The 26,581-nt window shown below is 32.4% G+C and carries 26 protein-coding genes and 1 tRNA gene; 10 read left to right on the top strand and 17 right to left on the bottom strand.

What is annotated here, in order from left to right; translation table 11 throughout:
• Positions 1-18: 18 nt before the first annotated feature.
• The 6 genes from DIS18_RS10930 to DIS18_RS10905 all read right to left on the bottom strand — a co-directional run bounded on the left by DIS18_RS10930 (position 19) and on the right by DIS18_RS10905 (position 4,624).
• Positions 19-555, bottom strand: coding sequence for a mechanosensitive ion channel domain-containing protein (locus DIS18_RS10930; protein WP_109353094.1), 537 nt, complete (start codon positions 553-555; stop codon positions 19-21).
• Positions 556-605: 50 nt separating this feature from the next.
• Positions 606-1,568, bottom strand: a complete 963-nt coding sequence (locus DIS18_RS10925) for a septum formation inhibitor Maf (protein ID WP_109353093.1) — start codon at positions 1,566-1,568, stop codon at positions 606-608.
• A 17-nt stretch (positions 1,569-1,585) separates the two neighbouring features.
• Complete coding sequence (locus DIS18_RS10920) at positions 1,586-2,179, bottom strand: Maf-like protein (RefSeq protein ID WP_109353092.1); 594 nt, start codon at positions 2,177-2,179, stop codon at positions 1,586-1,588.
• A 151-nt stretch (positions 2,180-2,330) separates the two neighbouring features.
• On the bottom strand, positions 2,331-3,248 hold the full coding sequence (locus tag DIS18_RS10915; RefSeq protein ID WP_281261086.1) for a geranylgeranylglycerol-phosphate geranylgeranyltransferase: 918 nt from the start codon (positions 3,246-3,248) through the stop codon (positions 2,331-2,333).
• 97 nt (positions 3,249-3,345) lie between these two features.
• Positions 3,346-3,876, bottom strand: a complete 531-nt coding sequence (locus tag DIS18_RS10910) for a KdsC family phosphatase (protein ID WP_109353090.1) — start codon at positions 3,874-3,876, stop codon at positions 3,346-3,348.
• On the bottom strand, positions 3,857-4,624 hold the full coding sequence (locus tag DIS18_RS10905) for a Rossmann-like and DUF2520 domain-containing protein (RefSeq protein ID WP_109353089.1): 768 nt from the start codon (positions 4,622-4,624) through the stop codon (positions 3,857-3,859). The genes DIS18_RS10910 and DIS18_RS10905 overlap by 20 nt, the downstream gene beginning before the upstream one ends.
• A 244-nt stretch (positions 4,625-4,868) precedes the next feature.
• On the opposite strand from DIS18_RS10905, the gene DIS18_RS10900 reads away from it, so the two are divergent.
• Entirely contained in the window at positions 4,869-5,267 is a 399-nt protein-coding gene (locus DIS18_RS10900; RefSeq protein ID WP_109353088.1) for a group III truncated hemoglobin, read from the top strand.
• Positions 5,268-5,468: 201 nt separating this feature from the next.
• Positions 5,469-8,729 carry a cytochrome c biogenesis protein CcsA gene (locus DIS18_RS10895; RefSeq protein WP_109353087.1) on the top strand — a complete coding sequence of 1,087 codons (3,261 nt, stop codon included), beginning with the start codon at positions 5,469-5,471 and terminating at the stop codon, positions 8,727-8,729.
• Between the two features lie 99 nt (positions 8,730-8,828).
• Here the strand turns inward: DIS18_RS10895 and DIS18_RS10890 are convergent, their stop codons facing one another.
• From DIS18_RS10890 to DIS18_RS10880, 3 genes are all read right to left on the bottom strand, one after another.
• The gene (locus DIS18_RS10890) at positions 8,829-10,259 is read right to left on the bottom strand and encodes a hypothetical protein (protein ID WP_109353086.1); all 1,431 of its coding nucleotides are present in this window, start codon (positions 10,257-10,259) and stop codon (positions 8,829-8,831) included.
• A gap of 307 nt (positions 10,260-10,566) precedes the next feature.
• Complete coding sequence (locus tag DIS18_RS10885) at positions 10,567-11,289, bottom strand: DUF3307 domain-containing protein (protein WP_109353085.1); 723 nt, start codon at positions 11,287-11,289, stop codon at positions 10,567-10,569.
• Positions 11,283-11,885: a transcriptional regulator gene (locus DIS18_RS10880; RefSeq protein WP_109353084.1), complete on the bottom strand. Its 603-nt coding sequence runs from the start codon at positions 11,883-11,885 to the stop codon at positions 11,283-11,285. Before DIS18_RS10880 ends, DIS18_RS10885 begins: the two co-directional genes overlap by 7 nt.
• Positions 11,886-12,091: 206 nt before the next feature.
• Here DIS18_RS10880 and mscL point away from each other — a divergent pair, with 206 nt between their 5' ends.
• The 4 genes from mscL to DIS18_RS10865 are packed head-to-tail and all read left to right on the top strand — an operon-like array spanning position 12,092 to position 14,358.
• A complete protein-coding gene (gene mscL / locus DIS18_RS10875) occupies positions 12,092-12,535 on the top strand; it encodes a large conductance mechanosensitive channel protein MscL (protein WP_109353083.1) in 444 nt (147 codons plus the stop codon).
• A 12-nt stretch (positions 12,536-12,547) separates the two neighbouring features.
• On the top strand, positions 12,548-12,709 hold the full coding sequence (locus tag DIS18_RS14965; RefSeq protein ID WP_181364035.1) for a hypothetical protein: 162 nt from the start codon (positions 12,548-12,550) through the stop codon (positions 12,707-12,709).
• Positions 12,710-12,753: 44 nt separating this feature from the next.
• The gene (locus tag DIS18_RS10870; RefSeq protein WP_109353082.1) at positions 12,754-13,650 is read left to right on the top strand and encodes a DUF2167 domain-containing protein; all 897 of its coding nucleotides are present in this window, start codon (positions 12,754-12,756) and stop codon (positions 13,648-13,650) included.
• A 9-nt stretch (positions 13,651-13,659) separates the two neighbouring features.
• Entirely contained in the window at positions 13,660-14,358 is a 699-nt protein-coding gene (locus DIS18_RS10865; protein ID WP_109353081.1) for a tetratricopeptide repeat protein, read from the top strand.
• A gap of 8 nt (positions 14,359-14,366) precedes the next feature.
• Here DIS18_RS10865 and DIS18_RS10860 read toward each other — a convergent pair whose 3' ends face one another.
• The gene (locus DIS18_RS10860; RefSeq protein WP_109353080.1) at positions 14,367-15,029 is read right to left on the bottom strand and encodes an HAD family hydrolase; all 663 of its coding nucleotides are present in this window, start codon (positions 15,027-15,029) and stop codon (positions 14,367-14,369) included.
• Positions 15,030-15,228: 199 nt separating this feature from the next.
• On the opposite strand from DIS18_RS10860, the gene DIS18_RS10855 reads away from it, so the two are divergent.
• Both DIS18_RS10855 and rlmF read left to right on the top strand, forming a co-directional pair.
• On the top strand, positions 15,229-16,635 hold the full coding sequence (locus tag DIS18_RS10855) for an MATE family efflux transporter (RefSeq protein WP_109353079.1): 1,407 nt from the start codon (positions 15,229-15,231) through the stop codon (positions 16,633-16,635).
• 15 nt (positions 16,636-16,650) lie between these two features.
• On the top strand, positions 16,651-17,535 hold the full coding sequence (gene rlmF / locus DIS18_RS10850; RefSeq protein WP_181364041.1) for a 23S rRNA (adenine(1618)-N(6))-methyltransferase RlmF: 885 nt from the start codon (positions 16,651-16,653) through the stop codon (positions 17,533-17,535).
• A 10-nt stretch (positions 17,536-17,545) separates the two neighbouring features.
• Here the strand turns inward: rlmF and DIS18_RS10845 are convergent, their stop codons facing one another.
• From DIS18_RS10845 to DIS18_RS10835, 3 genes are all read right to left on the bottom strand, one after another.
• On the bottom strand, positions 17,546-18,223 hold the full coding sequence (locus DIS18_RS10845) for a DUF2490 domain-containing protein (RefSeq protein ID WP_109353077.1): 678 nt from the start codon (positions 18,221-18,223) through the stop codon (positions 17,546-17,548).
• Between the two features lie 109 nt (positions 18,224-18,332).
• Positions 18,333-19,958 (bottom strand): phosphoenolpyruvate carboxykinase (ATP), encoded by a 1,626-nt coding sequence (pckA, locus tag DIS18_RS10840; RefSeq protein WP_109353076.1) that lies wholly within the window; start codon positions 19,956-19,958, stop codon positions 18,333-18,335.
• A gap of 35 nt (positions 19,959-19,993) precedes the next feature.
• Complete coding sequence (locus tag DIS18_RS10835; RefSeq protein ID WP_109353075.1) at positions 19,994-21,823, bottom strand: SLC13 family permease; 1,830 nt, start codon at positions 21,821-21,823, stop codon at positions 19,994-19,996.
• A 288-nt stretch (positions 21,824-22,111) separates the two neighbouring features.
• Here DIS18_RS10835 and bshB1 point away from each other — a divergent pair, with 288 nt between their 5' ends.
• Positions 22,112-22,828 carry a bacillithiol biosynthesis deacetylase BshB1 gene (gene bshB1, locus DIS18_RS10830; RefSeq protein ID WP_109353074.1) on the top strand — a complete coding sequence of 239 codons (717 nt, stop codon included), beginning with the start codon at positions 22,112-22,114 and terminating at the stop codon, positions 22,826-22,828.
• Between the two features lie 90 nt (positions 22,829-22,918).
• A tRNA-His gene (locus tag DIS18_RS10825) sits at positions 22,919-22,994 on the top strand.
• 60 nt (positions 22,995-23,054) lie between these two features.
• On the opposite strand, the gene DIS18_RS10820 is transcribed toward DIS18_RS10825, so the two are convergent.
• From DIS18_RS10820 to DIS18_RS10805, 4 genes are all read right to left on the bottom strand, one after another.
• Positions 23,055-24,068, bottom strand: a complete 1,014-nt coding sequence (locus DIS18_RS10820) for a M28 family metallopeptidase (RefSeq protein WP_109353073.1) — start codon at positions 24,066-24,068, stop codon at positions 23,055-23,057.
• A 63-nt stretch (positions 24,069-24,131) separates the two neighbouring features.
• Positions 24,132-25,184 (bottom strand): M28 family peptidase, encoded by a 1,053-nt coding sequence (locus tag DIS18_RS10815; RefSeq protein WP_109353072.1) that lies wholly within the window; start codon positions 25,182-25,184, stop codon positions 24,132-24,134.
• 134 nt (positions 25,185-25,318) lie between these two features.
• Positions 25,319-25,684 carry an FUSC family protein gene (locus tag DIS18_RS10810; protein ID WP_109353071.1) on the bottom strand — a complete coding sequence of 122 codons (366 nt, stop codon included), beginning with the start codon at positions 25,682-25,684 and terminating at the stop codon, positions 25,319-25,321.
• Between the two features lie 12 nt (positions 25,685-25,696).
• A complete protein-coding gene (locus DIS18_RS10805) occupies positions 25,697-26,458 on the bottom strand; it encodes a DUF3108 domain-containing protein (protein ID WP_109353070.1) in 762 nt (253 codons plus the stop codon).
• Positions 26,459-26,581: the final 123 nt, after the last annotated feature.

Raw genomic sequence — 26,581 nt, 5'->3', positions numbered from 1 at the left:
TTTAAATATATGGAATATTTAAACAGCATCAGTGCCATCATCACTATCAATAGCATCTTTTTCAACAAGTGTTACTGCTTTTTGAAGCATAAGATTATTAGGGTAGGTTACTAAATCGCCGTTTTCTAGTCTTAAATGCAGTTGGAAGGCTCTGATGTCTTCTATAATAGCTGTGATTGGAAAATCTTTATCGTGAATTTCTATTTTATCACCTACCTTGTAAGGGAAGTTGAAAAACATAATGATACCAGAAGTTATGTTGCTTAAAATGGACCAAATAGCAAATAGAGCAATACCTATAATAGCAAAAACAGATGAAAAAACAACTGCTAAATCTTCAAATTTGGCTCCAAAAATAAAGGCTTCAATAAGTGTTGCAACTAATAGTAATATTACCGTTACATAACGTTTCATTAATCGTATTCTAGCTTCATTTATACCATTTTTTTTTGCAATTTTTGAAATGGTAAAATGTATAATGAACCGAATAATTAAAAGAGAAATTAAAATTATACCTGTTGCAATAAGTTCGCTTTGGTAAGTTTCAAAAAACATATTGGTTGAGTTTAAGTATGAAACAAAGATACACTCAAAAAAACATAATTTTAATTTAATAGAAGGGTTTCTCTTAGTGCTTCATCTTTATTACTATTCTTTTGCCAATAAGCAGATTTGATGGTTTTCAGTTTTGTTGCTTTTGTGGTTAATATTTTTGCTTGAGGGCCAAAACCACTTTTAAAGGTTTCTTTCCAGCTTAAGATATCATAAGGAAAATTAGGGTTGAATGTTATTGATAGTGTTCTGTTAAGTTCTGGATATGAAATGGTATATGAATTTGATTTTAATATGGCTGAAGCTTGATAAGGTTTAATATTAATATGACGTAATCTTGAATACTCAAAAGACGGAATAATTTTCAGATCCCCTGTTGGTAATGATTTTGGGTTGATGCGGAGTTTGGTCCATAATTCGTTTTCTAATATGGCTTTATCGAGTTTGAAATTTTGGTCTGCTTCGCCTTCAAAATAGGAATGAGACATTACTTGAAATTGATCTCTGTTATTAAGTTGCGCATATACGTGTCCGCACCATTCTTGCATAGAACTTGATACTTTTAAGGCATGTTTATTATTTGATACAGGATAGAAGGTACTTTGCATAATAGAGTAAGGGTAAATGCCTGTGTTGAAATTTTTAGTTGCATTAAGTTTTAAAACTGGAATATTTTTAGGGTTTTGATAATCAGCTTTTACTTGCACTTTTGGAAGAAAATCTTCTGTGACATAAACTAGAACTGCTGTTCCTTCTCGTATTTCACCATACCGAGCTTGTTCTAATTTATATGATGAAATTTCGGCTTCTCCAGTGTACCAATAGGTGTTGAATTCTGGAGATTTTTTAAAAGTCTCAATAGCTTTTTCTTCTTTAGGAGTTGTATTGGTGCTTATTGCTAAATCCTTAGATTTTGTTTGCTCTTTGCAAGACGTTATTAACGATATGATTCCTGCGAATAGCCAAAATAGTACTTCGGCTTTTATGATTTTTTTTAATTTATATAGCGTATCCATACCATAAATTTACAACGCTAAGTTGTTTCTGCAATGGTATTTAACGTTTTGTAAACAAGATGAACGGGTAACCCCATGACGTTAAAGTAAGAGCCTTCAATTTTAGTAACGCCTATTTGTCCTATCCATTCTTGAATGCCATATGCTCCAGCTTTATCAAAAGGTTTATAAGTTTTGATATAATAGTTTATTTCTTTATCAGAAAGCTCCTTGAAAGTTACTTTTGTAATATTATGAAGTGTTTTTTCAAAAGATGGGGTAGTAAAACAAACTGAAGTAATAACTTCGTGTGTTGCACCGCTCAGGGATTTTAAAATGCTGAAGGCTTCATCGGCGTCTCTTGGTTTTCCTAAAGCTTTGTTGTTGTGCCAAACAATGGTATCACTGGTAATTAAAATATCGTTGGATTGTAACTCTTTTTTAAACGCTAATGCTTTTAATTGAGCGAGATAATTACTGATTTCAAAATGGGTTAATCTTGGGGGATATTCTTCTTTTACGGGTTTTAATCGAATTTCAAAATCGAGTTCTAGATTTTTAAAAAATTCTTGTCTTCTAGGAGACCCTGAAGCGAGGATAATGTTGAAGTCTTTTAGTTTTTCGTTTAGCATTTTTGTTTTTTTAGTCGCAGTCGCAGTCGCAGTCGCAGTCGCAGTCGCAGTCGCAGTCGCAGTCGCAGTCGCAGTCGCAGTGGTTTTCTTTGCGCTTTAGCGCCTTTGCGCGACATTTTTTTTATTCAGCGAATCTCTGAGAGATATAATTCTAGCTCAGAATAACGTACTTGTATAAAAGTAAGGAAAGCATCCCTAAAAGCATTACTAATTTGTACATATTACTAATATGATGCATGTCTTTTTTTGTTGAAGCACTAAAGGTTTTTATGCTTGTATAAATAAGTGGGCCAATAATAAATAGTAAAAAATAGCCAACAGCCACGGGTTGTTTATATAAATCTGAAACCACGTAAAAAATAATACCAACTAGAGGAATAAAACTCAATACCGTTAGTATGTTTTTTGCACGTTCTCTTCCAATAGCAATGGGTAGTGTGTACATGCCTGTTTTGTAGTCGCCATCAATATCTTCAATATCTTTAGCTATTTCTCGTAATAAATTTATCGAAAAAGCAAACAAGGCATAATCAAAAACAACTTTAAAAAACACAACTTGGGTGGACTGGTTTGAGGGTGTCATTGCTGGGATTAATTCAAACACAGCCACTATAATTAAACTTAGTGCTACAAGTACAGAAATTACAATATTACCAACTAAAAGCATGCGTTTTAAAAAAGAAGCATACACATAAAGTAAAATAGAAATAACAACAAATATGGAGAAAAAAGGTGCTCTGCCAACCATATGTGATACATAAAACCCAAGACCAACACCAACTAAATTAAGTCCGATAAACAAGTTATAAGCTGTTTTTTCTGAAATAGATTTATCAATAATAACCTTGTTCGGTTTGTTTACTAAATCAGTTTCAATATCGTAAATATCATTAATAATATTACCCGCAGCGGCAATACAAACGGTAGCTAAAATTAAAAGAGAAATACCCAAACCATCCAAAGTAGTTTGCACCCCAAAAGGTTCTAGAAACACATATTTAATAAGTAATTGCACAAGGGCAATCATTATTAAATTTTTCCAGCGGATGAGGTTTAAAATGTTAAGCAATTATCTGAAAGTTAGAAGTTAGAAGTTAGAAGTTGCCACGGATTAACGAATATTTTAAAGTCTTTCCTGCTACTGAGATTAAACACTGAACACAAAATCAATCATATTTAGCCCCAAAATTACCATTCCATTTTCCTTGCACTTTCAAAACCTGTTCAATCACATCGCGTACGGCGCCTTTACCACCTTTTTTATGAGAAATGTATTTTGAAATCCCTTTAATTTCAGGAACCGCATCCTGTGGGCAACATGGTAAGCCAATACCTTTCATTACCGGATAATCAGGAATGTCATCGCCCATGTACAATACATTTTTAGATTTTACACCCTTCTTAGAAAAGTAATCATCAAGCTGTTCAATTTTATTATGAGCGCCTAAATAAATATCAGTAATGCCCAAACCAGATAATCTAATCCGAACCCCTTCATTACTACCACCAGAAATAATACATACATTAAAACCCGCATCAACAGCTGTTTTTAAAGCGTATCCATCCTTAATGTTCATGGTTCTTAGCATCTCGCCAGTAGTAGTCACCGTCACCGATCCATCTGTTAAAACACCATCAACATCAAAAATAAATGTGGTAATATGCTCTAAATATTCCTTATAACTTTTTTCTTCCATGGGTTGCTTTTATAGAGTCTGTAAGCAGTTCATAAATCGCTTTATGCTGCTCATTTTCCAATTGTTTTAAGTGTTTTTTAATCGTTTTTTTATCATTCCGTTTCGCAGGACCTGTTTGTGCTTTAAAAGGCGACATCTCCTGAATTTTTTTAGCAGTTTCCAAAATTAGGGGTTTTAATAAATCAAATTCAGCACCCTCACTTTCTGTAATTTCATGCCCAATTCTATAGAGTTGATTTGTGAAATTATTCACAAAAACCGCCGCCAAATGCAGTACACGCCTTTGGTCGCTGTTAATGCGTTTTGTTGGGCTACCCAAACTCACAGCAATTTTTTTCAACAAAGGGTAGCTCTTTTTATCAATTGTTTCAATACAAATTGGCACGTTAGCAAAATCCATTTCAGCTGATTTACTAAAACTTTGCAACGGGTACAAAACGCCACGTTTATGTTTCATATCCAAATCGTACACACTTACACTTCCAGAAGTATGCACCACTAATTTATCATCAAAAGGCAGGTTTTTCGACACTTCCGAAATCACATCATCACTAACCGCCAAAATATAAATATCGGCGTCCTTTAGGTCATTTAAATCGTCGGTAATATCAACCGAATTCGCATACGGTTTTATAGCATGTATGCTCCTATTATACCATTGGATAACAGAAACTTCACTCGTTTTATCAAAACCTTTAAATAAATGTGTGGCAACATTACCAGCGCCAAGTAATACAACAGAAATCATACTGCTAAAATACTAATGAAATATGAATTAAACCCCCTGAATTATTAATTTTTGGGCGCATCCCAAAAGGGTCGGGCTATCCGTTACAAGTCCTCGCTTCTGCGCTAGGGCGCAAAAGCTGTGGGCTATCCACTTCTATCCCTTGCGTAGCTATTTGCTAAGGTTATTTTAAGGCCTAAATAAAGTAAATGTTTGCAGAAGTATATACCAGAAATCGTCAATAAAGAATTAAATTTGTAATACCATGAAACAAGACCTCCAAACCCGAGCAGACGTAAATTTACTAGTCACAGAATTCTACAAAAAGGTGAGAGCTGATGATTTACTCGGACCATTCTTTAACGATGTTATAAAAGATTGGGATGCACATCTTGAAAAACTTACCACCTTTTGGGAAACAAGTTTGTTTATGACCAGAAAACTAGAACATAAATACCATGGCGATCCACTAGAAGTACACGTAAAAGTTGATAGAGAAAACAACAATAGCATTACAGAATTACATTTCGGACTCTGGCTAAACCTTTGGTTTGAAACCATCGAAGAACTTTTTCAAGGCGAATATGCCGAAAATGCCAAACGACGCGCTAGAAAAATGGGAACGTTCCTGTATCTCAAAATTTTCGAAGCAAGGTCAAAATAGTATTGAGTCGCAGTCAAAGTTTTCAGTGATTTACATTGATCTTTGAGAGTTAGTTCTTTTACGTGACAAAAAATAGAAAAATGTAAGCTGAAAAACATCTTCAAACTTCTTGCTTATAGTACTAAACTTTTACCACACTTTAACACTTCCAAATAAACATTAATCCTTAAATTTGCACAACCTTTTAAAAGGCTTAAGATTATGCAAAAAAAGCTCGCCAATATTTTCTTCTCAACAAGACTTACTGCTGTTTTATTTATCCTTTTTGCTGTGGCTATGGCAACCGGAACTATTTTAGATTCAGGACAAGAAACATCGCCAACACCATACACCAGAACCCTGATTTATAACGCGTGGTGGTTTGAGGCAATTATGGTATTTTTTATAATTAATTTCACTGGAAATATTTTCAGATTCAGACTGTACAAAAAAGAAAAGTGGGCAACATTCATTTTGCATTTAGCTTTCATTTTTATTCTATTAGGAGCTTTTATTACACGCTATGCCAGTTTTGAAGGTATGATGGCTATTAGAGAAGGCGCTACAGAAAATACATTTCTTTCTCAAAAAACATATATCACAGCATACATTGATGGGGATTATGAAATTGACGGACAAGTACAGCAACGTTTTCTAGAAAGTGAAGTTGATTTCTCAGGGCGTTTAGACAACGATTTTAAAATCAATACAGACTATGGTGCGCAACCAGTAACTATTGAATTAGAAAAGTTTATAGTTGGCGCAGAAGAAGATATTATTCCAAACGAAAACGGAGAATCCTATCTTAAAATTGTGGAAGCGGGGAGTAGCGGTCCGCATAATCATTTCTTAAAAGTAGGGGAGGTATCTAGTATTCACAACATCCTTTTTGCTTTAAATAAACCAACAGATGGCGCTATTAATATTACATATCAAGGTGATTCGTTAACCATAAAATCCCCATTTGAAGGCGAGTATATGACTATGGCTACTAGGGCTCAAGGGAAATTGGTTAAAGACAGTTTACAGTCTTTACACTTGCGTTCTAGATACGTTATCGGGAATATGCAAATGGTGTTTCCAAAGCCTGTTGTAAAAGGTGTTTTTGATGTGGTCCAGAAATCGCAGTTATTAAAAAATGATGAAGACGGTGTGGTTTTAAACGTTACTACCAATGGCGAAACCAAACGTGTTGGACTATTAGGCGGAAAAGGCACAAACAGTAATTTTAAACAAATTAAAGTTGGTGGTTTAGATGTGGCACTAAAATACGGTTCTAAAGTTTTAGAATTACCATTTTCTTTAAAGTTAAACGATTTTGAGGCTGAACGTTATCCAGGAACAGAACGCGGATATTCGGCTTACTCAAGTGAAGTGACTGTTTTAGACGATAGAACTGAAGATTATGATTATAAAATATTTATGAATAATATTTTAGATCATGATGGTTATCGATTCTTTCAATCGGGTTTTGATCCTGATGAAAAAGGAACTATACTTTCTGTAAACCACGATTATTGGGGAACCTTAATTACCTACATTGGCTATTTTATGCTGTATTTTGGACTTATGGCAATTCTGTTTTCTAAACATTCTCGCTTTGCAGACTTAAAGCGTTATTTAGAAAAAACAAAAGCTAAAAAAGCAAAGTTGCTTACTATTCTTGTTTTAGGTTTAGGACTTAGTGGATTTACACAAGAGCACCATGAAGGTGATGGTCATGACCATGCTTCAAAACCCACAAAAGCGCAAATAGACTCTATATTAAAAGCAAATATAGCACCTAAAGCACATGCTAATAAATTTGGGCATTTAGTAATTCAGGATTTAAGCGGACGAATGATGCCTGTAAACACTTTTGCTTCTGAAATGCTAAGGAAGTTAAGTAAAAGTGATACGTATGAAGATTTTGATGCCAACCAAGTGTTTCTTTCTATTCAAGAAAGTCCGATGCTTTGGTACAATGTGCCTGTTATTTATTTGAAAGCTAAAAAAGGCGATTCTATTAGAAAGCTTATTGGAGTTGAAAAAGATGTTAAATACGTGCCACTTGCAGATTTCTTTTCAGAAAGAGGTGAGTACAAATTAGCACCATTTTTAGATGAAGCTTATAAAGCACAAATACCAAACGGATTTCAAAAGGAATTTAAAGAAACCGATCAACGTGTTAATCTATTATATAACACTATTGAAGGGATGTCTTTAAAAATATTTCCGATTCCTGAGGATGAAAACAACAAGTGGATTTCAACTTTTGATTACAGAAAAGATACTTCAAAAATAAAAGACTCACTGTATAGTAATTTTATAAAAAACGGATTTAGAGCTTACTTGTATACTTTAAACCAAGCGAAGCAAACTGGTGATTTTAAAGAGGCTGAAAAGCTACTTGCTGCATTTAAGAAAACGCAACATAAATACGGTGGCGAGGTAATGCTAAGTGATGATAAAGTAAAAACCGAAGTGCTTTACAATAAGTACGACATTTTTAAGAAGCTATTTAGCTGGTACATGTATGCTGGTACTTTGTTGTTTATATTGTTGATTGTTCAGATATTTAATGACAAGCGTAAGTTTGTTAATGTGTCTGTAATAGTTTTAAAATTTGTCATTTTTGGCTTGTTTATATTACACACTGCTGGTTTAATAACACGTTGGTATATTTCTGGTCACGCACCTTGGAGTGATGCTTATGAGTCTATGATTTATGTGGCTTGGTCTACAATGTTATTTGGATTTATAGTGGGTATGAGTAAGAAAGACAATAAGATTCATAAAAATGATATCGCAGGTATTGTTTTGTCTATTCTAGGAAAAAGAAAAACTTCTGATTTGACTATTGCTTCTGGAGCCTTTGTGACATCCATGATTTTAATGATTGCACATTGGAATTGGATGGATCCTGCGATTGCAAATTTGCAACCAGTATTAAATAGTTATTGGTTAATGATTCACGTAGCTGTGATTGTGGCTAGTTATGGTCCGTTTACTTTGGGTATGATTTTAGGGGTTGTGTCGTTATTACTCATGATTTTTACTACCAAAGCGAATAAAGCTAAAATGGATTTAAACATTAAAGAGCTAACTACTATAACCGAAATGGCCTTAACGGTTGGTTTAGTGATGCTTACCATTGGAAACTTTTTAGGTGGTATGTGGGCCAATGAGAGTTGGGGGCGCTATTGGGGTTGGGACCCGAAAGAAACTTGGGCGCTTATTAGTATTATGATTTATGCTTTTGTAATCCATATGCGATTGGTTCCCGGATTACGTGGACGATGGTTTTTTAACTTAATGTCTATTGTAGCATTTTCTAGTATTTTAATGACTTATTTTGGAGTGAATTTCTACTTAGCTGGTTTGCATAGTTATGCTAGTGGCGATCAGATTGTGAGTGTTAAGTTTATTAGTATTGCTTGTGGTTTAGTAGCTGTTTTAGGCTTTTTTGGATATCGTGGGTATGCTAAGTATTACAAAAAGTAGCTTTTTTGCATAAGACAATCTTGAAACAATAAGGCTTAAGAGTTGTGCTAATATGGTAACAACTTTAAGCCTTTGTTTTATTAAGATGAAACACTCAGGTTAGCCAAATACTAAAGAAGCTTTCTTGATTTTTGTAGTTCCATTTGGTAAGGTGATTTTAAAAGTAATATTATCTCTAACTCCAGACTCAGCTCCAGGTACTGTGAATGAAAATCGTTCATTCTTTACTGGTAGTAATGAAGGTGTGCTTGAAAGCCATACTGCGGAATCACTATATTCATCAGTGCCAACAACTTTAAATTCAACTTTCGTATTTTGGTAAACACAAAATAAATCTAGAGATACAGTGTAATCTTGTTCATTATTTGGGACAGATGGTGATACTTTTAATGAACTCATGGATGTTTCTGAGCCTAAATCAATTTGAAGGTTGGGATAAGGCCCTTTTCCTTCAACTGTTTTAGTAGCACTAATAAATGTGGTGCCGCCGTTAGCATTTAAGTAACTACCTGAAGCAACTGCATGAATTTTTAGTGATTCTGTAAATGTTCTATTAAATTCTTGCGAATTGCATAAAGTTGATGCTAAGGTTGGGCCTCCTACAGCACCTTTGTTAAAAATGCATAATATTCTTAATTCTGTAACAGCTCCTTCACAAGCTGCAAAAAAGGGAGCAGCAGCTATAGTTGCAATACCTGATGTAGCTATGGCAGCAGACATCGATGTACAAAATGCATCAAGAAAAACTGTTTTAGTTGCTACATCACATGTTAAATTGAATGCTTTTGCTAATGGAACACATATGTCTTCTTTAACATGAACTTCATCTGCTATTGATGTTGGTATGGTTGAATAGTATTCCCCATTGTTTGTACCATTTACTGCAGGAAATCTACCTTTTAAAAAGCCTGTTACATCACTTTTAACTATCAGATCAACTCTTTGAACATTTGCTGGTTCAAAACAACTAGAGATATTAATTTTAACATTGCTGTTATTAGTGTTTTTATTTGCACTAATTGAACTTGATACTTTTGTTACTATTTCAGAATTAGTACTTTGAATAATTTTCCTATGCTTTCTATTACTCTTTAAAGTTTTTTTGGTAGATGATTTAGACGAAATATTATTTGGGTCAACAATAAAATTCATTTGTTGCTCTCCATTGGGCGAAATCATTACTACAGATGCACTCTCATCAGAAAGCCAATCCAAACTAATTTTGACCCCATTTTGAGCAAAAATTTTATCTGGTCTTCCTACATCATTAATTTCTATTAATGTTGTGTCATTTGGTCTTGTAATTTCTACTAAATTGATTTTTAATGGAATTCCATTATTATCTCGATTCCCATAATAATAAGTTTTTAAGTCGCCTTCTTCATAAATTGCTAGCAAAGGATCGTTTATGTTTGTCATTATGGTGAAATTTGATGAGATTTCACCTTTTTCTGAAGATGCTGAATCTTCAGAAGAGCAAGAGTAAAATACTGTAAGCGCTATAAAAAGCTTGAATAGATGTTTCTTCATGATCTTATTTTTTGATTACTTAACAAAGTAAATTGTTTGGTAAGGATTATGAAATACCCAATATTGGTTATTTTTCATATAATACATTGTAAACTAATATTTATGGAGAAATTAAGTAATCTTGTAATTGAAAATATAAGTTAGTAAATGCATATGTTAGGGATTGTAGTGGATAGACCACAGCATGATCCAGATAGCTATCGGGAGAGGTGCGAGGACTTGTAACGAAACATTTATGTTCATGAATTCAAAAATTTAAAATAGAAATGCATGAATAAAAGCCTGACCCTTGTGGTAACGCCCAAATTTATTTTTCGATAAGTGTTAATACATACTCGTAACCTAACCCGAAAGCGATGGCTAATCCAAAACTGATAAGTGTCCCGATGAGGATGTATTCTGTGAGTTTGCGGTCTTTGGCTTTGGATAAATCGCTGAAACGGAATACGGATTTTGCGGTTATGAGGAACCCGACGCCTTCCCAATGGTTTGTGATGATGAACATAAATACGAAAAGGCGCTCGAGAACACCTATATATGCACCGGCATCTTCAAGGGTAGATTCTTTATTATACTCGGATAAATCCCATTTGGATATAATAGTACGCATGATGATTGCTGACGCTTTTGTGATTCCTAATATGCAGGTTAAAAATAAGAGGGTTTTTGGCTTGAAAAGGAATTCTAAATTGATATCGTAAGGTTGATATATTTTAACTACCAAGGCTATGACTAGGAGGTGTGCGAGCTGATCTAAACCAAAAAGTAGACGCGAATTTATTTTGGCGTTGAGGTGGAGTTTTATAACGTCAATTATGTAATGTGAAACGGGTATGATGATTAAGGCTATCCAATATTTAAAATTGAATTGCAGTAACACAATTAGTGCTATAGCATGAATTAAAATGTGCCAATAGAGGTACTTAGATTTGTGCTTGTACTTTTCTTTATGCTGAACCCATTTGTAAGGTTGAAATAGGAAATCGCCAATGGCATGGGCTAATATAAGTTTTATGGCTAGGGTTAACATAAGCTTTGTGTTTGGGTTTTGTAATAGTCTAGTAGTTTTGAAATCTCATCGAAACCAGCTCTTTTTAGCCCTTGGCTTACGTTTCCTTGAGTTTTATTAAATATTTTGGCTAATTGGTTTTGGTTTAAGTTTGGATTTTCTAAAGTTGTTTTTACTAATATTGCTGAGGTGCTTGACCAATTATTTATAGTTAATTGTGCTAATTCTAGCATGATGTTTAATGCAGTATCAAAGCTATTGAAAGGCGATTTTATGGCTAAAGTTGTTTTTTTAAGATTCTCGAAACACTCACCTGAGTTTACAAAAGCGCTTCCGTTGGATTCGGTTATATTTTTAGATTGATATGTTTTTTCGCCTATACCAATGGCTAAACGTACATCTAAATGTTCAAATTGTTTTATGGTGGTTTTTATAAGCATGCAGGCTTGTAAGGCTTGTTCTGGATGTACTTCTAATTGAAAACTATCTCCTCTATATACTTCCCAAGTATGCGGTGTTTTACCGAAACTATTAAGCGTGTTTTTAAGCGCTTCTAGCCAGTTTTTTGGAGTGCTTTTTTTAGAGTTTATAATATCTCCTGTTATTATACTTGTCATGTTTTGGTATAAGATATTATCAAATGTATCATTATTTATTGAAGAAAACAAAATTATTAGCTTAAAAACTAATAATATTAAATATTAGCTTAAAAGGTAATAATATTGCTTATTAGTTGAAAAGATGATATTATTATATTGAAAGGACTAATAAACCCAATTACAATCTAATATCTTTGCATTAGAAAATATAAAAGAGTTTAGGTATGAAATTATTTAAAGAATTTAAAGAGTTTGCTGTAAAAGGAAATATGATGGATATGGCTATAGGTATCATCATTGGTGCATCTTTTAATAAAGTGATAGATGTATTGGTGAAAAAAGTATTTCTACCGCCATTATCTTTGTTAACAGATGGTGTAAATTTTCAGAATAAAAAAATCATTTTAAAAGATGCTGTTAATGATGCTTCAGGAGCTATTTTAACTGATGAAGTTGCCATAGGTTATGGTGCTTTGGGAGAAGCATTATTGGATTTCTTAATCATTGGATTTACTGTTTTTATTGTAGTTAAGTTTATGAATAGACTTAGGAATAAAGCCCAGGATACTAAGGATGAAACTGTAGTGACACCTAAGGATATTGAATTATTATCGCATCTTACAGAACTTATGGAAGAGCAAAATGCCTTATTAAAAGCAAAACAATAGTTATTAGGTATTATGGCAAAAAAAGGAAGAGAAAAGAATACGAAGAATAAAGCTAAACATTCTAAGTTAATGGCTCAGAAGAAAAATAAAAAGAAGTCTGAGGCTGAATTGCGGAAAGAACGTCTAAAGAATATTGTGAAAAAAATGCAAGAAAATTCGGGTAATTCAAAATAAAAGTTATTTTTGAGATAACAAACTATAACCAATATATCTTTATTATGAACAAACTTACTGTTGCTTTATTATTGTTTTTTGCTATGCACTTGAATGCTCAAGAAGAGGTTGATTCTTTAGCCTTTGATGTAGCAAGTTATCAAAAGGCCTTAGATAGTATTAATAATTCTTTTACCTATCAAACTGGGGAAGTTATACTTAATAATGGTTTAGCAATACTTAATGTGCCAGAAGGTTTTAAGTTCTTAGATAGCGAACAGAGTAAACGTGTATTGACAGATTTATGGGGAAACCCTCCAAGTGAACCTATTGGGTTATTGTTTCCTGAGGATATGACACCAATGCATGATAACTTTACGTATGCAGTAGAAATAGAATATGCTGAAGAAGGCTATATTGAAGATGATGAAGCTGAGGATTTGGATTATGATGATTTACTTGAAGAAATGCAGGAAGATATCAAAGCAGCAAATCCAGAGCGAAAAGCGCAAGGTTATGAAACGATGGAATTAGTAGGTTGGGCGTCTCCGCCGTATTATGATCAAAAAAATAAAAAATTACACTGGGCAAAAGAGTTAAAGTTTGAAGGTTATGATGTTAACACGCTAAACTATAATATTAGAGTTTTAGGACGTAAAGGTTATTTGAATTTAAACGCCATTGGTGATATTAATATGTTAAGCACTTTTAATGCAGACAGAGAAGATATTCTGCATAGTGTAGAATTTACAGCAGGGAACAGGTATTCTGATTTCAATCCTGATATTGATAAGGTTGCAGCCTATGGAATAGGCGGTTTAATAGCAGGAAAAATTTTGGCTAAAGCTGGTTTTTTTGCTTTGATTTTAAAATTCTGGAAGTTTATTGCTATTGGCGCTGTAGCTCTTTTTAGTGGTTTTAGAAAGAAATTATTTGGAGGTGGAAAAGGCGATGATGTTTAAGTTTTTATTTTGAATAAATTTTTTGTCATATTCGTTTCATTTACGTTATTATCTAGTTGTGATTTTAGCTCTGCAGAGGAGCATTATAATTTGGCAGTAGATTTAGAAAAAGATAAAAAATATAAAGAGGCTATTTTTCATCTTAATATAGCGATTGAAAAAAAAGATAGATTCAAACAAGCGTTTTTAAATAGAGGCTTTTGCAAAACTGAATTAGGAGATTTAGTAGGAGGAATAGATGATTATAAGAAGTTGTTAGCTTTTGATTATGATAATACATTTGCTCTCTTCAATTTAGGTAATAATTATAGTTTATTAGCTGATAATAAGAAAGCAATATATTATTACTCTAAAGCTCTTCAAACAGAAGGAGCTTTAAAAAGTTTTGTGGGTTCTGGAGGAAAACCTTCTGGTATAGCAGTTAGTCTTGATGCTAATTATGGCATGTTAGATTGCGAAATTTACTTTGAAAGAGGAATAGCTTATTTAGAAGAAAATCAATTTGATAAAGCTATTTTTGATATTAATAAATCATTAGAAGTAAATAATGCAAAAAAGGATTGCTATTTTTTACTTGGAAAAGCTTTTCTTGGAAAGAATGATTCTATTGACGCCTGCGAGAGTTTTATTAAATCTGCAAAATTAGGAGATAAAGAAGCAAGAGAAATGCTAAGAAAACATTGTATTAAAAAAACTAAATCTAATTAAATTATTAATTAAAATTTAAGTAGTGAATTAACTTTATTAAATTCAATCTCTTTAAAATCTTTAATAACCATATCAGCTTTTGAATAGTCTTGATTTTTTGAGTGAAAACTATCAAAACCAACACAGAAGATACCTGCTGCTTTTGCAGCTTCAACACCGTTTGTTGAATCTTCAATAACTATACATTCATCTTTAGAGAAACCAGTAGCTTGTGCAGCTTTAATGAAAATTTCTGGATGCGGTTTAGATTGTTTTAAGTCGCCACCACTAAGTTTAGCTACAAAATATTGGTTTAAATCAAAACGGTCAAAAATTTGATTGATACTCGTCATAGCCGCAGAAGACGCTAATACTAAAGTTAGTCCGTTGCTGTGATAATCTTTTATTAAATCTAAAACGCCATCAATAAGTCCTAAATCAGAATTACTGTAAAAGAAGTGTTTGTAATGTTTACGTTTTATAGCTACAAGGGTTTCTGGAGATTGTTCTAAATTAAAATGATCGCATAAACGTTTGCAAATGTTGATGGTGGATTGCCCTGTGAAGGATTCGTATAATTCTGTTGAAACCTCAATACCAACTTCATCAAACATATCATGATAGGCTTTATTGTGCATAGGTTCACTATCAATAATTACACCATCCATATCAAAAATAACAGCTTTCAACATTTGTATTTTTTTTTGCGAATATATGTGAATTGAAAGGAACAGACTAGAAATCTATTTTGTTGTTTTCAATAATTTTTCCAATATTTGTTACTTATGATTGTTTAATTTGACTTCCGTATAGCGTCGAGGTTCTCTCGAGCAAAACAAAAGCTAAGTGTTATGTGCATTTGGCAATGTTCTACATTTAATTATTTCAAAAATGCAATCAAATAAAATTTCTTTAAAACAATTTATCCAATATTTTAAAATAGCTGTAACTGGTAAAGAACAAGATTTTACTTCTGGCAGTATTCGTAGGGCTGTCTTTATGCTCTCTATTCCCATGATTTTAGAAATGCTCATGGAATCTATTTTCGCTTTAGTAGATATTATGTATGTGTCTCAAGTGAGTGTAAATGCAGTTGCAACTATTGGTTTAACAGAATCTGTAATTACTTTAGTTTATGCAGTAGCCATAGGTTTAAGTATGGCAGCAACTGCTATTGTTGCAAGACGTGTTGGGGAGAAAGATATAAATGGGGCGTCTAATGCTGCAGTACAAGTTATTTTCCTCGGTGTTTTTGTAGCCGCTATTATAAGTGTAATAGGGATAATATACCCGAAAGAAATTTTGGGTTTAATGGGTGGTGAACCTGATTTAATAGAAGAGGGTTACGGTTACACTCAAGTACTTTTAGGAGGAAATGTAACAATAATGTTGCTCTTTCTAATAAACGCTATTTTTAGAGGTGCTGGAGATGCATCGGTAGCTATGTGGACGCTCATTTTATCTAATGGGTTAAATATTATTTTGGACCCTATGTTCATTTTTGGTTTTGGTCCTATACCCGCTTTTGGTGTTGAAGGGGCAGCAATAGCTACAACCATTGGACGAGGAACTGCCGTTTTATTTCAACTTGGGATTTTGTTTTTTGGTTTTAGTAAAATTAAAATTGCGGTAAAAGATTTAGTATTACAAATAGGAGTGATGCTTAATTTGATAAAAGTATCTTTAGGAGGAATTGGTCAATTTTTAATTGGAACCTCATCTTGGGTGTTTTTAATGCGTATTATGAGTGAGTTTGGTAGTGAAGTATTAGCAGGTTATACGATAGCCATAAGAGTGATGATGTTTACTTTAATGCCAGCCTGGGGAATGAGTAATGCTGCCGCAACATTAGTAGGGCAAAATTTAGGAGCTCAAAAACCAGAACGTGCAGAACAATCAGTATGGAAAACAGGTAAGTATTCTGCTATTTTTATGGGAATCGTTTCTGTAGTTTATTTAATTTTTGCACCACAAATTATTGTATTGTTTAATACAACTCCAGATGTTGTAAAATATGGTAGTTTATGTTTGCGTGTTATTGCAGCAGGTTATATTTTTTATGGATATGGTATGGTAGTTATTAATGCATTTAATGGAGCGGGAGATACTAAAACGCCAACATATATAAACTTTGTTTGCTTTTGGTTGTTACAATTACCATTTGCTTACGTCATGGCAGTAACATTAGACTTTGGACCATCGGGTGTTTTTTGGGCAATTACTCTTGCAGAAGTTTTAATTGCTATTATTGCAATAGTTTGGTTTAAAAAAGGAAATTGGAAAAAAGTAGAAGTTTAATAGTTAACAAACTGAATCATTATCAAAACAAACAAAAGTTTTCATCCGAAAAATAAGCATAAATCAGGATATGATTTAGAGATTTTATGTCAAGTGTATCCAGATGTATTGCCTTATGTTTTTGAAAACAAATACCAAACAAAAACAATTGATTTTGCTAATCCCAAAGCTGTTAAGGCACTAAATACAGCCTTATTGGTTAAAGACTATAATATTAAGTTTTGGGAGTTTCCAGATACTAATTTATGTCCGCCAATTCCTGGGCGTGTAGATTATATTCATCATGTAGCTGATTTACTAAAGTCATCAAAGATTACAGGTGATATACATGTTTTAGATATTGGTACGGGAGCAAGTTGTATTTATCCTATTTTAGGACAAGCTGAATATAATTGGAATTTTGTAGCTACTGATATTGATGAAGATTCATTAAAATATGCTCAAAAAATTATTGATAAGAATGGTTTGAATGATTTGATTTCTTTGAGAATTCAAAAAGATGCTTCTCAAATTTTGAAAGGGGTTTTAAATAAAGATGATACATTTTCTATTTCAATGTGTAATCCTCCATTTTTTAAATCAGAAGCAGATGCTTTAGAAGCAACAACTAGAAAATTAAAAGGCTTAAATAGGGATGGAGATAAAGTCATTAGAAATTTTTCAGGCTCTAAAAATGAGCTATGGTATAAAGGTGGTGAGAAGGCATTTATTCATAATTATTTATACGAAAGCTCATTATTTAAAAAGCAATGCATTTGGTTTACTACGTTAGTTTCTAAAAAAGAACTTGTGAAAGGCATTCAAACTTCACTAAAAAAGTTAGGAGCAAAAAGAGTTACAGTTATTAATATGGGACAAGGAAATAAAGTGTCCCGCGTTGTTGCTTGGAGTTTTTATTAGTACTTTCAAATTAACTTTTATTTTTTCTTAAATCAGTCTTAAAGTAAATTCCAACTTGTATTCTATGTAAGTTCTCTTTGTTAGACGTATTTCTATTCATATATCCTAATTGAATATTATTTGATTTAGAAATATTAAAACCTAATCCAGCATAAAACCTGTTTTCTGGTGTATTGTTGTTTTTAGGAGTTAGTAATAGCTCGTTATTTATATTAGCAAATAAATTGTTTTTTAAATTGAATTTAGTTCCTAAGCGATAGCGAAGTCTTGCTACTTTTGATTTAGAATTACTTTTTCTAAAAAAACGATGTTCTATTCTTACTCTATGGGTTAATGGTAATTTTATTAATTTATGTTTGAATGAAATTTGTTCAGTAATCCTTTTTTCATAGGTATGAGGAACACTTACATTAATATTTTCATCAAAATCCGAATATCCTAAGTAAATGGTTGCTTTTAGTTTAGCGTTGAAATTATAATTGTATCCAAGCTTAAATAAAAAGAAATTAAAATTATTATTAACTTCATATAACCAGAATTGCGCATATGTTTCAACACTTGTTTTTTTAGAAACTTTATGAATACCTCCAATATCGTACCAAGCCCCTAATTTTTCTTCAGAAGTTAATTGAGCATAACTTGTTTGAAAAATTATTATTAAGATTAATTGTAATATTAGTTTTTTCATGGTTCAAATATATATTGTTAGGTTTTATTTTTCAATTATGAGTTTAAAAATATTTAAGAATGTAAAAGGAGCTCGTAAAGAGCTCCTTTTACGGAAAAATAAGAACCTATTAAAAGTGTTCGTGTAAGTGATGATGCTCATCAATTAATGGTCCACCTTCAATAATTTGTGTTGATGCTTGGTGAGCAAATTTTTCAAAATTTAAGTGGAATGAGTGTGCTAACTGAATAGCTTTACCTACATAAGCTCCTTTTTGTAACCATGTATTCATAGGGTCTAAAATCTCTGTTGGTACACCTGGGCAATATTTAGGCATATACAAACCAAAAATAAAGTTTTGATCATAATCTACATCATCTAAATCTCCATTCAAGATTGCAGTAATCATTGCTCTTGTATATTTTAGTTTTATACGAGAGCCAACTCCGTAAGGTCCTGCGCTCCATCCGGTATTTATTAGCCATACATTTACACCAGCTTCAGTCATTTTTTTACTTAGCATTTCGCCATAAACCGTTGGATGTAATGGCATAAATGGCTCACCAAAACAAGCTGAAAATGATGGTACAGGTTCTGTAATTCCTGCTTCTGTTCCTGCTACCTTAGCAGTGTAACCAGATATAAAGTGATATGCAGCCTGACCTGGTGTTAATTTAGATACTGGAGGCAAAACACCAAAAGCATCACACGTCAAGAAGAAGATATTCTTAGGATTGTTTGCATAAAGTGTTTCTTGAATATTATCAATATGATGAATTGGGTAGCTTACACGTGTGTTTTGTGTAATGCTACTATCCATATAATCTGGCTCTCCATTCTCTTTAAAAACAATATTTTCAAGGATGGCACCTGGTTTAATAGCTCTAAAGATATCTGGTTCTTTCTCTTCTGTTAAGTCAATGACTTTTGCATAACATCCACCTTCAAAGTTGAAAATGGTATTATCTGCTGTCCAACCATGCTCATCATCACCAATTAATTTACGGTCTGGATCTGCTGATAAAGTTGTTTTTCCTGTTCCAGATAAGCCAAAGAAAATAGCAGTATCTCCATACTTACCAACATTTGCAGAACAGTGCATTGGTAATACATCGCGTTCAATTGGTAAAATCATATTTAATGCAGAAAAAATACCTTTTTTCATTTCACCTGTATAAGCAGACCCTCCAACCAAAGCTATTTTTTTTGTAAAGTTCAGGATTGAAAAATTACCTTGGCGTATACCAAAAGCTTTTGGGTTTGGACATTCATAACCTGGAGCACAAAGTATTAGCCAATCTTCTTCAAAGTTTTCTAGTTCCTTGGTACTAGGTCTTAAAAACATATTATAAACAAACATATTAGACCAAGGTAATTCAGTTACAGTCCTTATGTTGGTTCTAAATTCTGGATCTGCACAAACATAGCCGTCTCTAGCGTAAATTTCTTTTCCAGAAAGATATTTTACAATTTCATTTTCTAGTTTATTAAAATTTTCTGGAGATATGGCTTTATTAGTTTTGCCCCACCACACTTTGTCTGTAGTGTAATCATCTTTTACTAGAAAACGATCTTGAGGAGAACGTCCAGTAAATTTACCTGTGTTAATAGCTAGGGTTCCATTTGCTGTTTCTTTCCCCATACCTTTATCAACTGTGATTTTTTGTAATTCTTCTGGTGATAAATTCCAGTTAACCGTCACATTTTGTAATCCGTATTGTTCTAAACTTGGATTTTTTGTTGCTGTTGCTTTCATTTTTATTGAATTTTAAGGTTCCTATTATTATTTATTTAAAATGGCCATATTATTGGCACGAGTATTAGAGATATGATGAAAAACATGAGTAAGAGTGGCGCGCCTACTTTTAGGTAGTTCATAAATTTATACCCTCCCGCGGTCATAACCATAGCGTTTGTAGTAGTACCAATAGGCGTTAAAAATGCTGTTGATGCACTAATAGCAACAATAATCATAAATGGTGCAGGAGATAGGTTTAGTGAGTTGGCAGCAAGTATAGCTATAGGTGCCATTAATACTGCTGTAGCTGAATTATTAATAACCTGACTAAATGTGGTAGTTAGTAAAAACACACCGCCCAATAATAAGACTGGATGTATAGCACCTAAATAATCGACTAGCCCATTAGCAACTAATTGAGCTGTTCCTGTCTTTTGAAGTGCTATTCCCATAGGTATCATGGCAGCAATCATAACAACACTTGTCCAGCTAATACCTTTGTATGCTTTTGAAATAGGTACACAACCTGTTAGTAAAATTATGCCAGCTGAAATTAATGCAGCCATTGACCCAGGAACAATCTTAAAGACCATAAATACAATCATTAATATTAATGCTCCTAATGCAATAAAGGATTTTGAACTAAGGCTATCAACGTTTTTAGCCATACCTTCTGGACTACCAATAATTACTAAATTCTCGTGTTGTTTTTTTAAATCATCTATATGTTCCCAAGTACCACGTAGTAAGAATGCATCACCTGCTTTTACAGTAATTTCTTTTTCTAATAGTGGTTTATTGTTTCTAGATGCAGCTAAGAGTTGAATGCCATATCGTTTAAAGTAATTGTTTAATCTATATTTTCTGCCTACTAAAATAGAGTTAGGATTAACGATAACTTCAGTCATACCAACCTCTTGGTTAATAAGGTTGTGTTTTAATTCATCAGTGATATGTTCTAGAGGTAAAAGTCCTAATCTGAACGTAATCATTATTTTGTTAATTGCTTCTGTATCTCCTTTTACAGTAATAATATCATGATAAAGAAATTCTGTGCTAGGGTTTGGAAACTCTATAAATTGTGGTATCTTTTTTAATAGATTTGGATGTCTTCTTTTTATTCGGATAATAGAAACATTAAAATCATTTTCAAATTTCCAAGCTTCAATTTTTGTGTTAAGTAAAGGAGATATTGATCTAACACGCAAGCGATAGTAGTCACTATCAACTTGATAAGCTTTAATCCAGTTGTGTAGAGTAGAATCAATATTTACTGGTTTATTATTGGTTTTATTCTCTGGTAATAATTTATAACCTATATACCTGAAGTATAATAGAGCAACAATTAGTAATGGTAAACCTATTAACGCAAACTCAAAGAAAGAAAACCCTTCAAAACCAGCTTCAACTAAAGCATTACTAGCTATAATATTTGGAGGTGTGCCTGTTAAAGTTAACAAACCACCAGTATTAGACCCAAAAGCCACGGGCATTAACATTTTTGATGGTAATGTGCCAATACTCCAAGCTGAAGAAATGGTTAGGGGCATTAAGGTAGCTACAGTACCTGTATTGCTAACAAATCCAGATAATACGCCTCCACCAAGGGTTATGATTATTAGTAATTTAGGAACACTTTTTCCTGCCCACTCTACAAATTTCTTACCAGCTAAAGCTGTCCAACCTGTTTGAGCTATACCTTCTCCTATAATAAAGAGTGCAGCAATCATAATAACCGTAGGGTTACTAAAACCACTTAATGTTTCTTTAGAGTCTAAAATACCGGTTAAAAATAAACTCAACATAGAAATCAAAGCCACTATATCTGGTGTAAACTTGCCCCATATAAAGAGACCAATGGTTATAATTAAAATGGTGAGCATTAAATAGATCATATATTGTAATTCTTTATTAGCTTTAGCACTTTATATTATGCTGTTTAATAATTATAGTATAAAATTACAGTACATATTGCTTTAGAATTATGACGAATGTCATGCTTTAAACCAGATGCTGATTTTTTAATTATTGTTATATTTAGAACAGGTAAAGTGAAAAAAACGTTAACGAATACGTTTTCGTTATAGTGAGTTTTATGCTTTTACAAATTTTTATTAAAAAAAATGATTTGATAAAGTGAAAAACATGAGTTAAAATTTAAACAAACAAGTATGAAATTAGATATTCTTGCTATTGGTGCGCATCCAGATGATGTAGAATTAGGTTGTGGTGGAACCATAGCAAAAGAAGTTGCTCAAGGTAAAAAAGTTGGTGTAATAGATTTAACAAGAGGCGAATTAGGTACTCGTGGTACTGCAGAAACTAGAGATGAAGAAGCGTTTAACGCTGGAAAAATTTTGGGAGTAAGCTTAAGAACTAATTTGGGGTTTTCTGATGGTTTTTTTATTAACGATAAAGAACATCAACTGGCTATTATCAAAATGATACGTAAATACCAACCAGAAATAGTGCTTTGTAATGCTATTGACGATAGGCATATTGATCATGGAAAAGGCAGTAAATTAGTTAGTGACTCTTGTTTTTTAAGTGGTTTGATGAAAATTGAAACGAAAGATGAAGACACAGTTCAAAGTCCTTGGCGCCCAAAACAAGTATATCATTATATACAATGGAAAAGTTTAGAACCAGATTTGGCAGTTGATATTTCAGGTTATATAGATAAGAAGATGGAAGCTGTATTGGCTTATAAAACTCAGTTTTTTGATGCTAATAGTAAAGAGCCAGAAACACCTATTTCTAGCAAAAATTTCACTGATAGTATTATTTATAGGTCTAGAGATTTAGGACGTTTAATCGGTGTTGAACATGCTGAAGGTTTTACTGTTGAACGCTATGTTGCTGTTGATAGTTTGTTTGATTTAAAATAAAGGGTGTTTTTTTAAAAAAAGAAAAAAATACTTTGCGGTAAATACTAAATAATTTACATTTGCACTCGCATTGCAAAATGCAAGTTACATGGTGGTTGTAGCTCAGTTGGTTAGAGCATTGGTTTGTGGTACCAAGGGTCGCCGGTTCGAATCCGGTCTTCCACCCAAAAGTAAAAGCCTTTCAAGAAATTGAAAGGCTTTTTTTGTTATCATTAAGATTAAATTATTAATCAAGTTTTATACGTTCCTCTCTGTTTGCTAATTCCCAAGCAGTATGAAAAATAAGTTTAGCACGTGTTTCTAAAAAATCATAATTTATTTTATCTGGAGTATCTGATGGTCTATGATAATCAGCATGAGTTCCATTAAAATAGAATATTACAGGAATATTGTTTTTTGCAAAATTGTAATGATCTGAACGATAATAAAAACGATTTGGATCATTATCATCATTATACGTATAGTCAAATTCTAAATTGAAATATTTTTTATTTACTTCCTCAGAAATATTATGTAACTCTTTACTTAATTTATCTGCACCAATAAGATATAAGTAGTTTTTCCCAGAGGCTTCGTGTTTAGGGTCAATACGACCAATCATATCTATATTCAAATTGGCAACTGTATTTTTTAAAGGAAATATAGGGTCTTCATCTGCATAGTATCTCGATCCATATAGGCCAATTTCTTCTCCAGTAACATGTAAGAACACGATTGTACGTTTTGGGCCATTTCCATCTTTTTCTGCTGCTTTAAAGGCTTCTGCTATTTCTAAAATAGCAACGGTTCCTGAGCCATCATCATCTGCACCGTTATTTATATCTCCATTTTTACTAACGCCAATATGATCTAAATGGGCAGAAATAATAATAACTTCTTCAGGTTTTTCACTTCCTTTAATGTATGCTACAACATTCTCTGAATCGTTTATACCACTTCCAAAATAACTCGCAGGAATCTCTTGAAAATAATCTCCTTCAGCAATAGGAGATGGGATGTTATTAGATTCGTAATTGTTTTTTATAAACTCAATAGCCTTTTTTTGTCCAGGTTCACCAGTTCTTCTTCCCTCATAATCATCTGAAGCATAAGTGTAAAGCATATCTTTAAGTTCAGCAGATGTAATGGTGGCTGAATACCCTTTAATATTAATTTCTTTGTCATTTTTGTTTTTGTTTTGAGATGAACTACAAGAAGTTAAAAAAAGAGTAGCGCAAAACAACATTGCTAAATTTTTCATGAGTCTAATATTTTTGATATGCTATATTACAAAAATGTGCTTATAGAATTGACAATATTGAGTCTATTTTAACAATTCATTATTTTCGTCAATAGCCAAACGATGTGCTTGATTTGCAATTTGCCACGCGGTAGCAAAAACAAGTTTTGTGCGTTTTTCTAATAGTGGATAATCTATTTTATCTGGTGTATCAGTTACTTCGTGGTAATCATCATGTTCACCGTTAAAGTAGAATATTACAGGAATATTTTGTGAGGCAAAATGATAATGATCAGATCGTTCATAATAATCATTAATATCACCTTCAACATTATATCTATAATCTAAATTAATATTAAAAAAGCTGCTATTTATTTTTTCAGAGAGATAATGTAATTCTTTACTTAATCTATCAGAGCCTATTAAATATATATAATCTTTATTGTTTTGATGAAGGTCGTCAACTCTTCCAATCATGTCTATATTAAGATTGGTAATAGAGTTTTTAAGAGGAAAAACTGGATTTTGGATATAATATTCTGAACCTTTTTTGCCTATTTCTTCTGCCGTTAAGTGAAGAAATAGAATGCTTCTTTTTGGACCATCCCCATTGTCTTTAGCCAACTTAAAAGCTTGAGCCATTTCCATAAGTGCTACAGTTCCAGAGCCATCATCATCTGCACCATTGTTTATCAATCCATCTTTTGATATCCCTAAATGGTCTAAATGTGCAGAAATAATAATAATATCTTCAGGGTATTCAGAGCCTTCAATAAAAGCTAATACGTTTTCTGAACTTCTGTATTTGTTATTAAAAAAGCTAGCAGGAATAGTTTGAAAGTAGTTAGAATCACCAAATGGAGATTTTATTTGTTCACTTTGGTAGTAAGTTTTTAGAAATTCAGCAGCCAATTTTTGCCCTGGTTCTCCAACTCTTCTACCCAAAAACTCATTAGACGAAAATTTATATAGATGTTTTTTTAATTCTTCTGAACGTATAGTATTTGCATATTTTAAAACTAAAGAACTGTCTATAATATGTATGCTATCTTTAACGTCTTGTATTTTTGCTGTGTACTTTTTTGTTGCACACGTGCCAAGTAATGTAAATAGAAAGAGGGTGTAAAAAGTCTTCATGTATATTAAGCAATTTTTAATCACATGTTACTTACAGTTAATTTGTTCTAGTTAGGGTTGGAGAAAAATATCAATCTGTATAGTTTCATAGTCTAATAGAAAGCAAATATAAGCAAATTTAAAGAAGAAATTACTTACTCGTCAAATGGAATGTCTTCTAATTCGGATTCATCAACTTCAATATCTAGTCCTTCCAGTTCTTCAACAGATTGTGCTTCTAATTTATTTTCAGTTGCTTCAATTTCATCCGTATTTGCAACTTCAGTTTTATTAAAAATAGATTTGTAAGTTGTTAGTGCTAATGCCATTATAGTAAGCAAAAAAGAGAATTGTACAATTTTTTTAACTCTCCCAGTTTTTTTAGACAGATAAAATGCAATCAAACCAAAAACAAGAGAAGCTATTGCTGGTATGATTGCTAAATTAGATATTGGTAAAACAGAAAAAATAATTGCAAATATAGCAGCAATTAAAGCTAAAATGGTGAACAGTTTTTTCATCTTAAAATAAGTTTAATGTTTTAAGCCAGTTGCTGATTTTATTTTTAACTCTCCAGTCCCCACAGGAATTTTGAATTTCCCGTACAAAGGGATTTTGTTCTCGTCTGCACTAAGCCATAATGTAGCGTTTACCGTATTGGAATTAGCAGAACCAACAGCTAGTTTATAACATGCTTTTTTTCCTAAAGCTGTAGAAATTGTTTCTTTTCCTAAGTATGTCACTTTTGCTTTTACTTCCTCTCTATCAAACAAAATAGTAAATGTTTTACTAGTTCCTGAACTTAAATTAGTTAAATCAAACGTTCTGATAGTATATAACGTTGAAATAATATCTTTTGTGTCAGAGCCGATAGATACTGTTTTCTCTTGCTTCCAATTATTTTTTTTCTTAGTCTGTAATGTTTTTACGGTTTTGGTTTTGTGGCTAAAAGTATATTTAACTCTCTTCTGGTATCCTCCTTCATTAATTTCTCGATTATATAAATAAGGTTTCAAGGTTTTTGGACTTACATAACTTTCATACAAATCTCTAATTTTAAAGAAGTTGTCCCATTTACTATACGTAGTAGCTTTACATTTTAAGCGAAGTAATGTGGCTTTTGAGGTTTTAACAGCACTTGTTTCCATAGTTACCTCTGCCAAATCATTTAATATACCAGACATATTGTAAGAAGCAGTGTATGTTAATTTTTCTCCAAAACCAACCGCATTGTTTTGAGCATTTATAATTGTTACTGATGATAAAAAAAGTAGACTAAAAAAAATACGTCTCATAAAATAGTGTTTAGGTTATAACGTACTACAAATCATTTATTGTGCCGAAAATACAATCCATAAAATTATTATACTAATTTATTATTAATATAGTGTTTCACGTATTAACTGATTTTTGTCATA

It is taken from the genome of Algibacter marinivivus (genome assembly GCF_003143755.1).
Classification (GTDB): domain Bacteria; phylum Bacteroidota; class Bacteroidia; order Flavobacteriales; family Flavobacteriaceae; genus Algibacter_B; species Algibacter_B marinivivus.
This window is presented reverse-complemented; position numbering and strand designations above follow the sequence as displayed.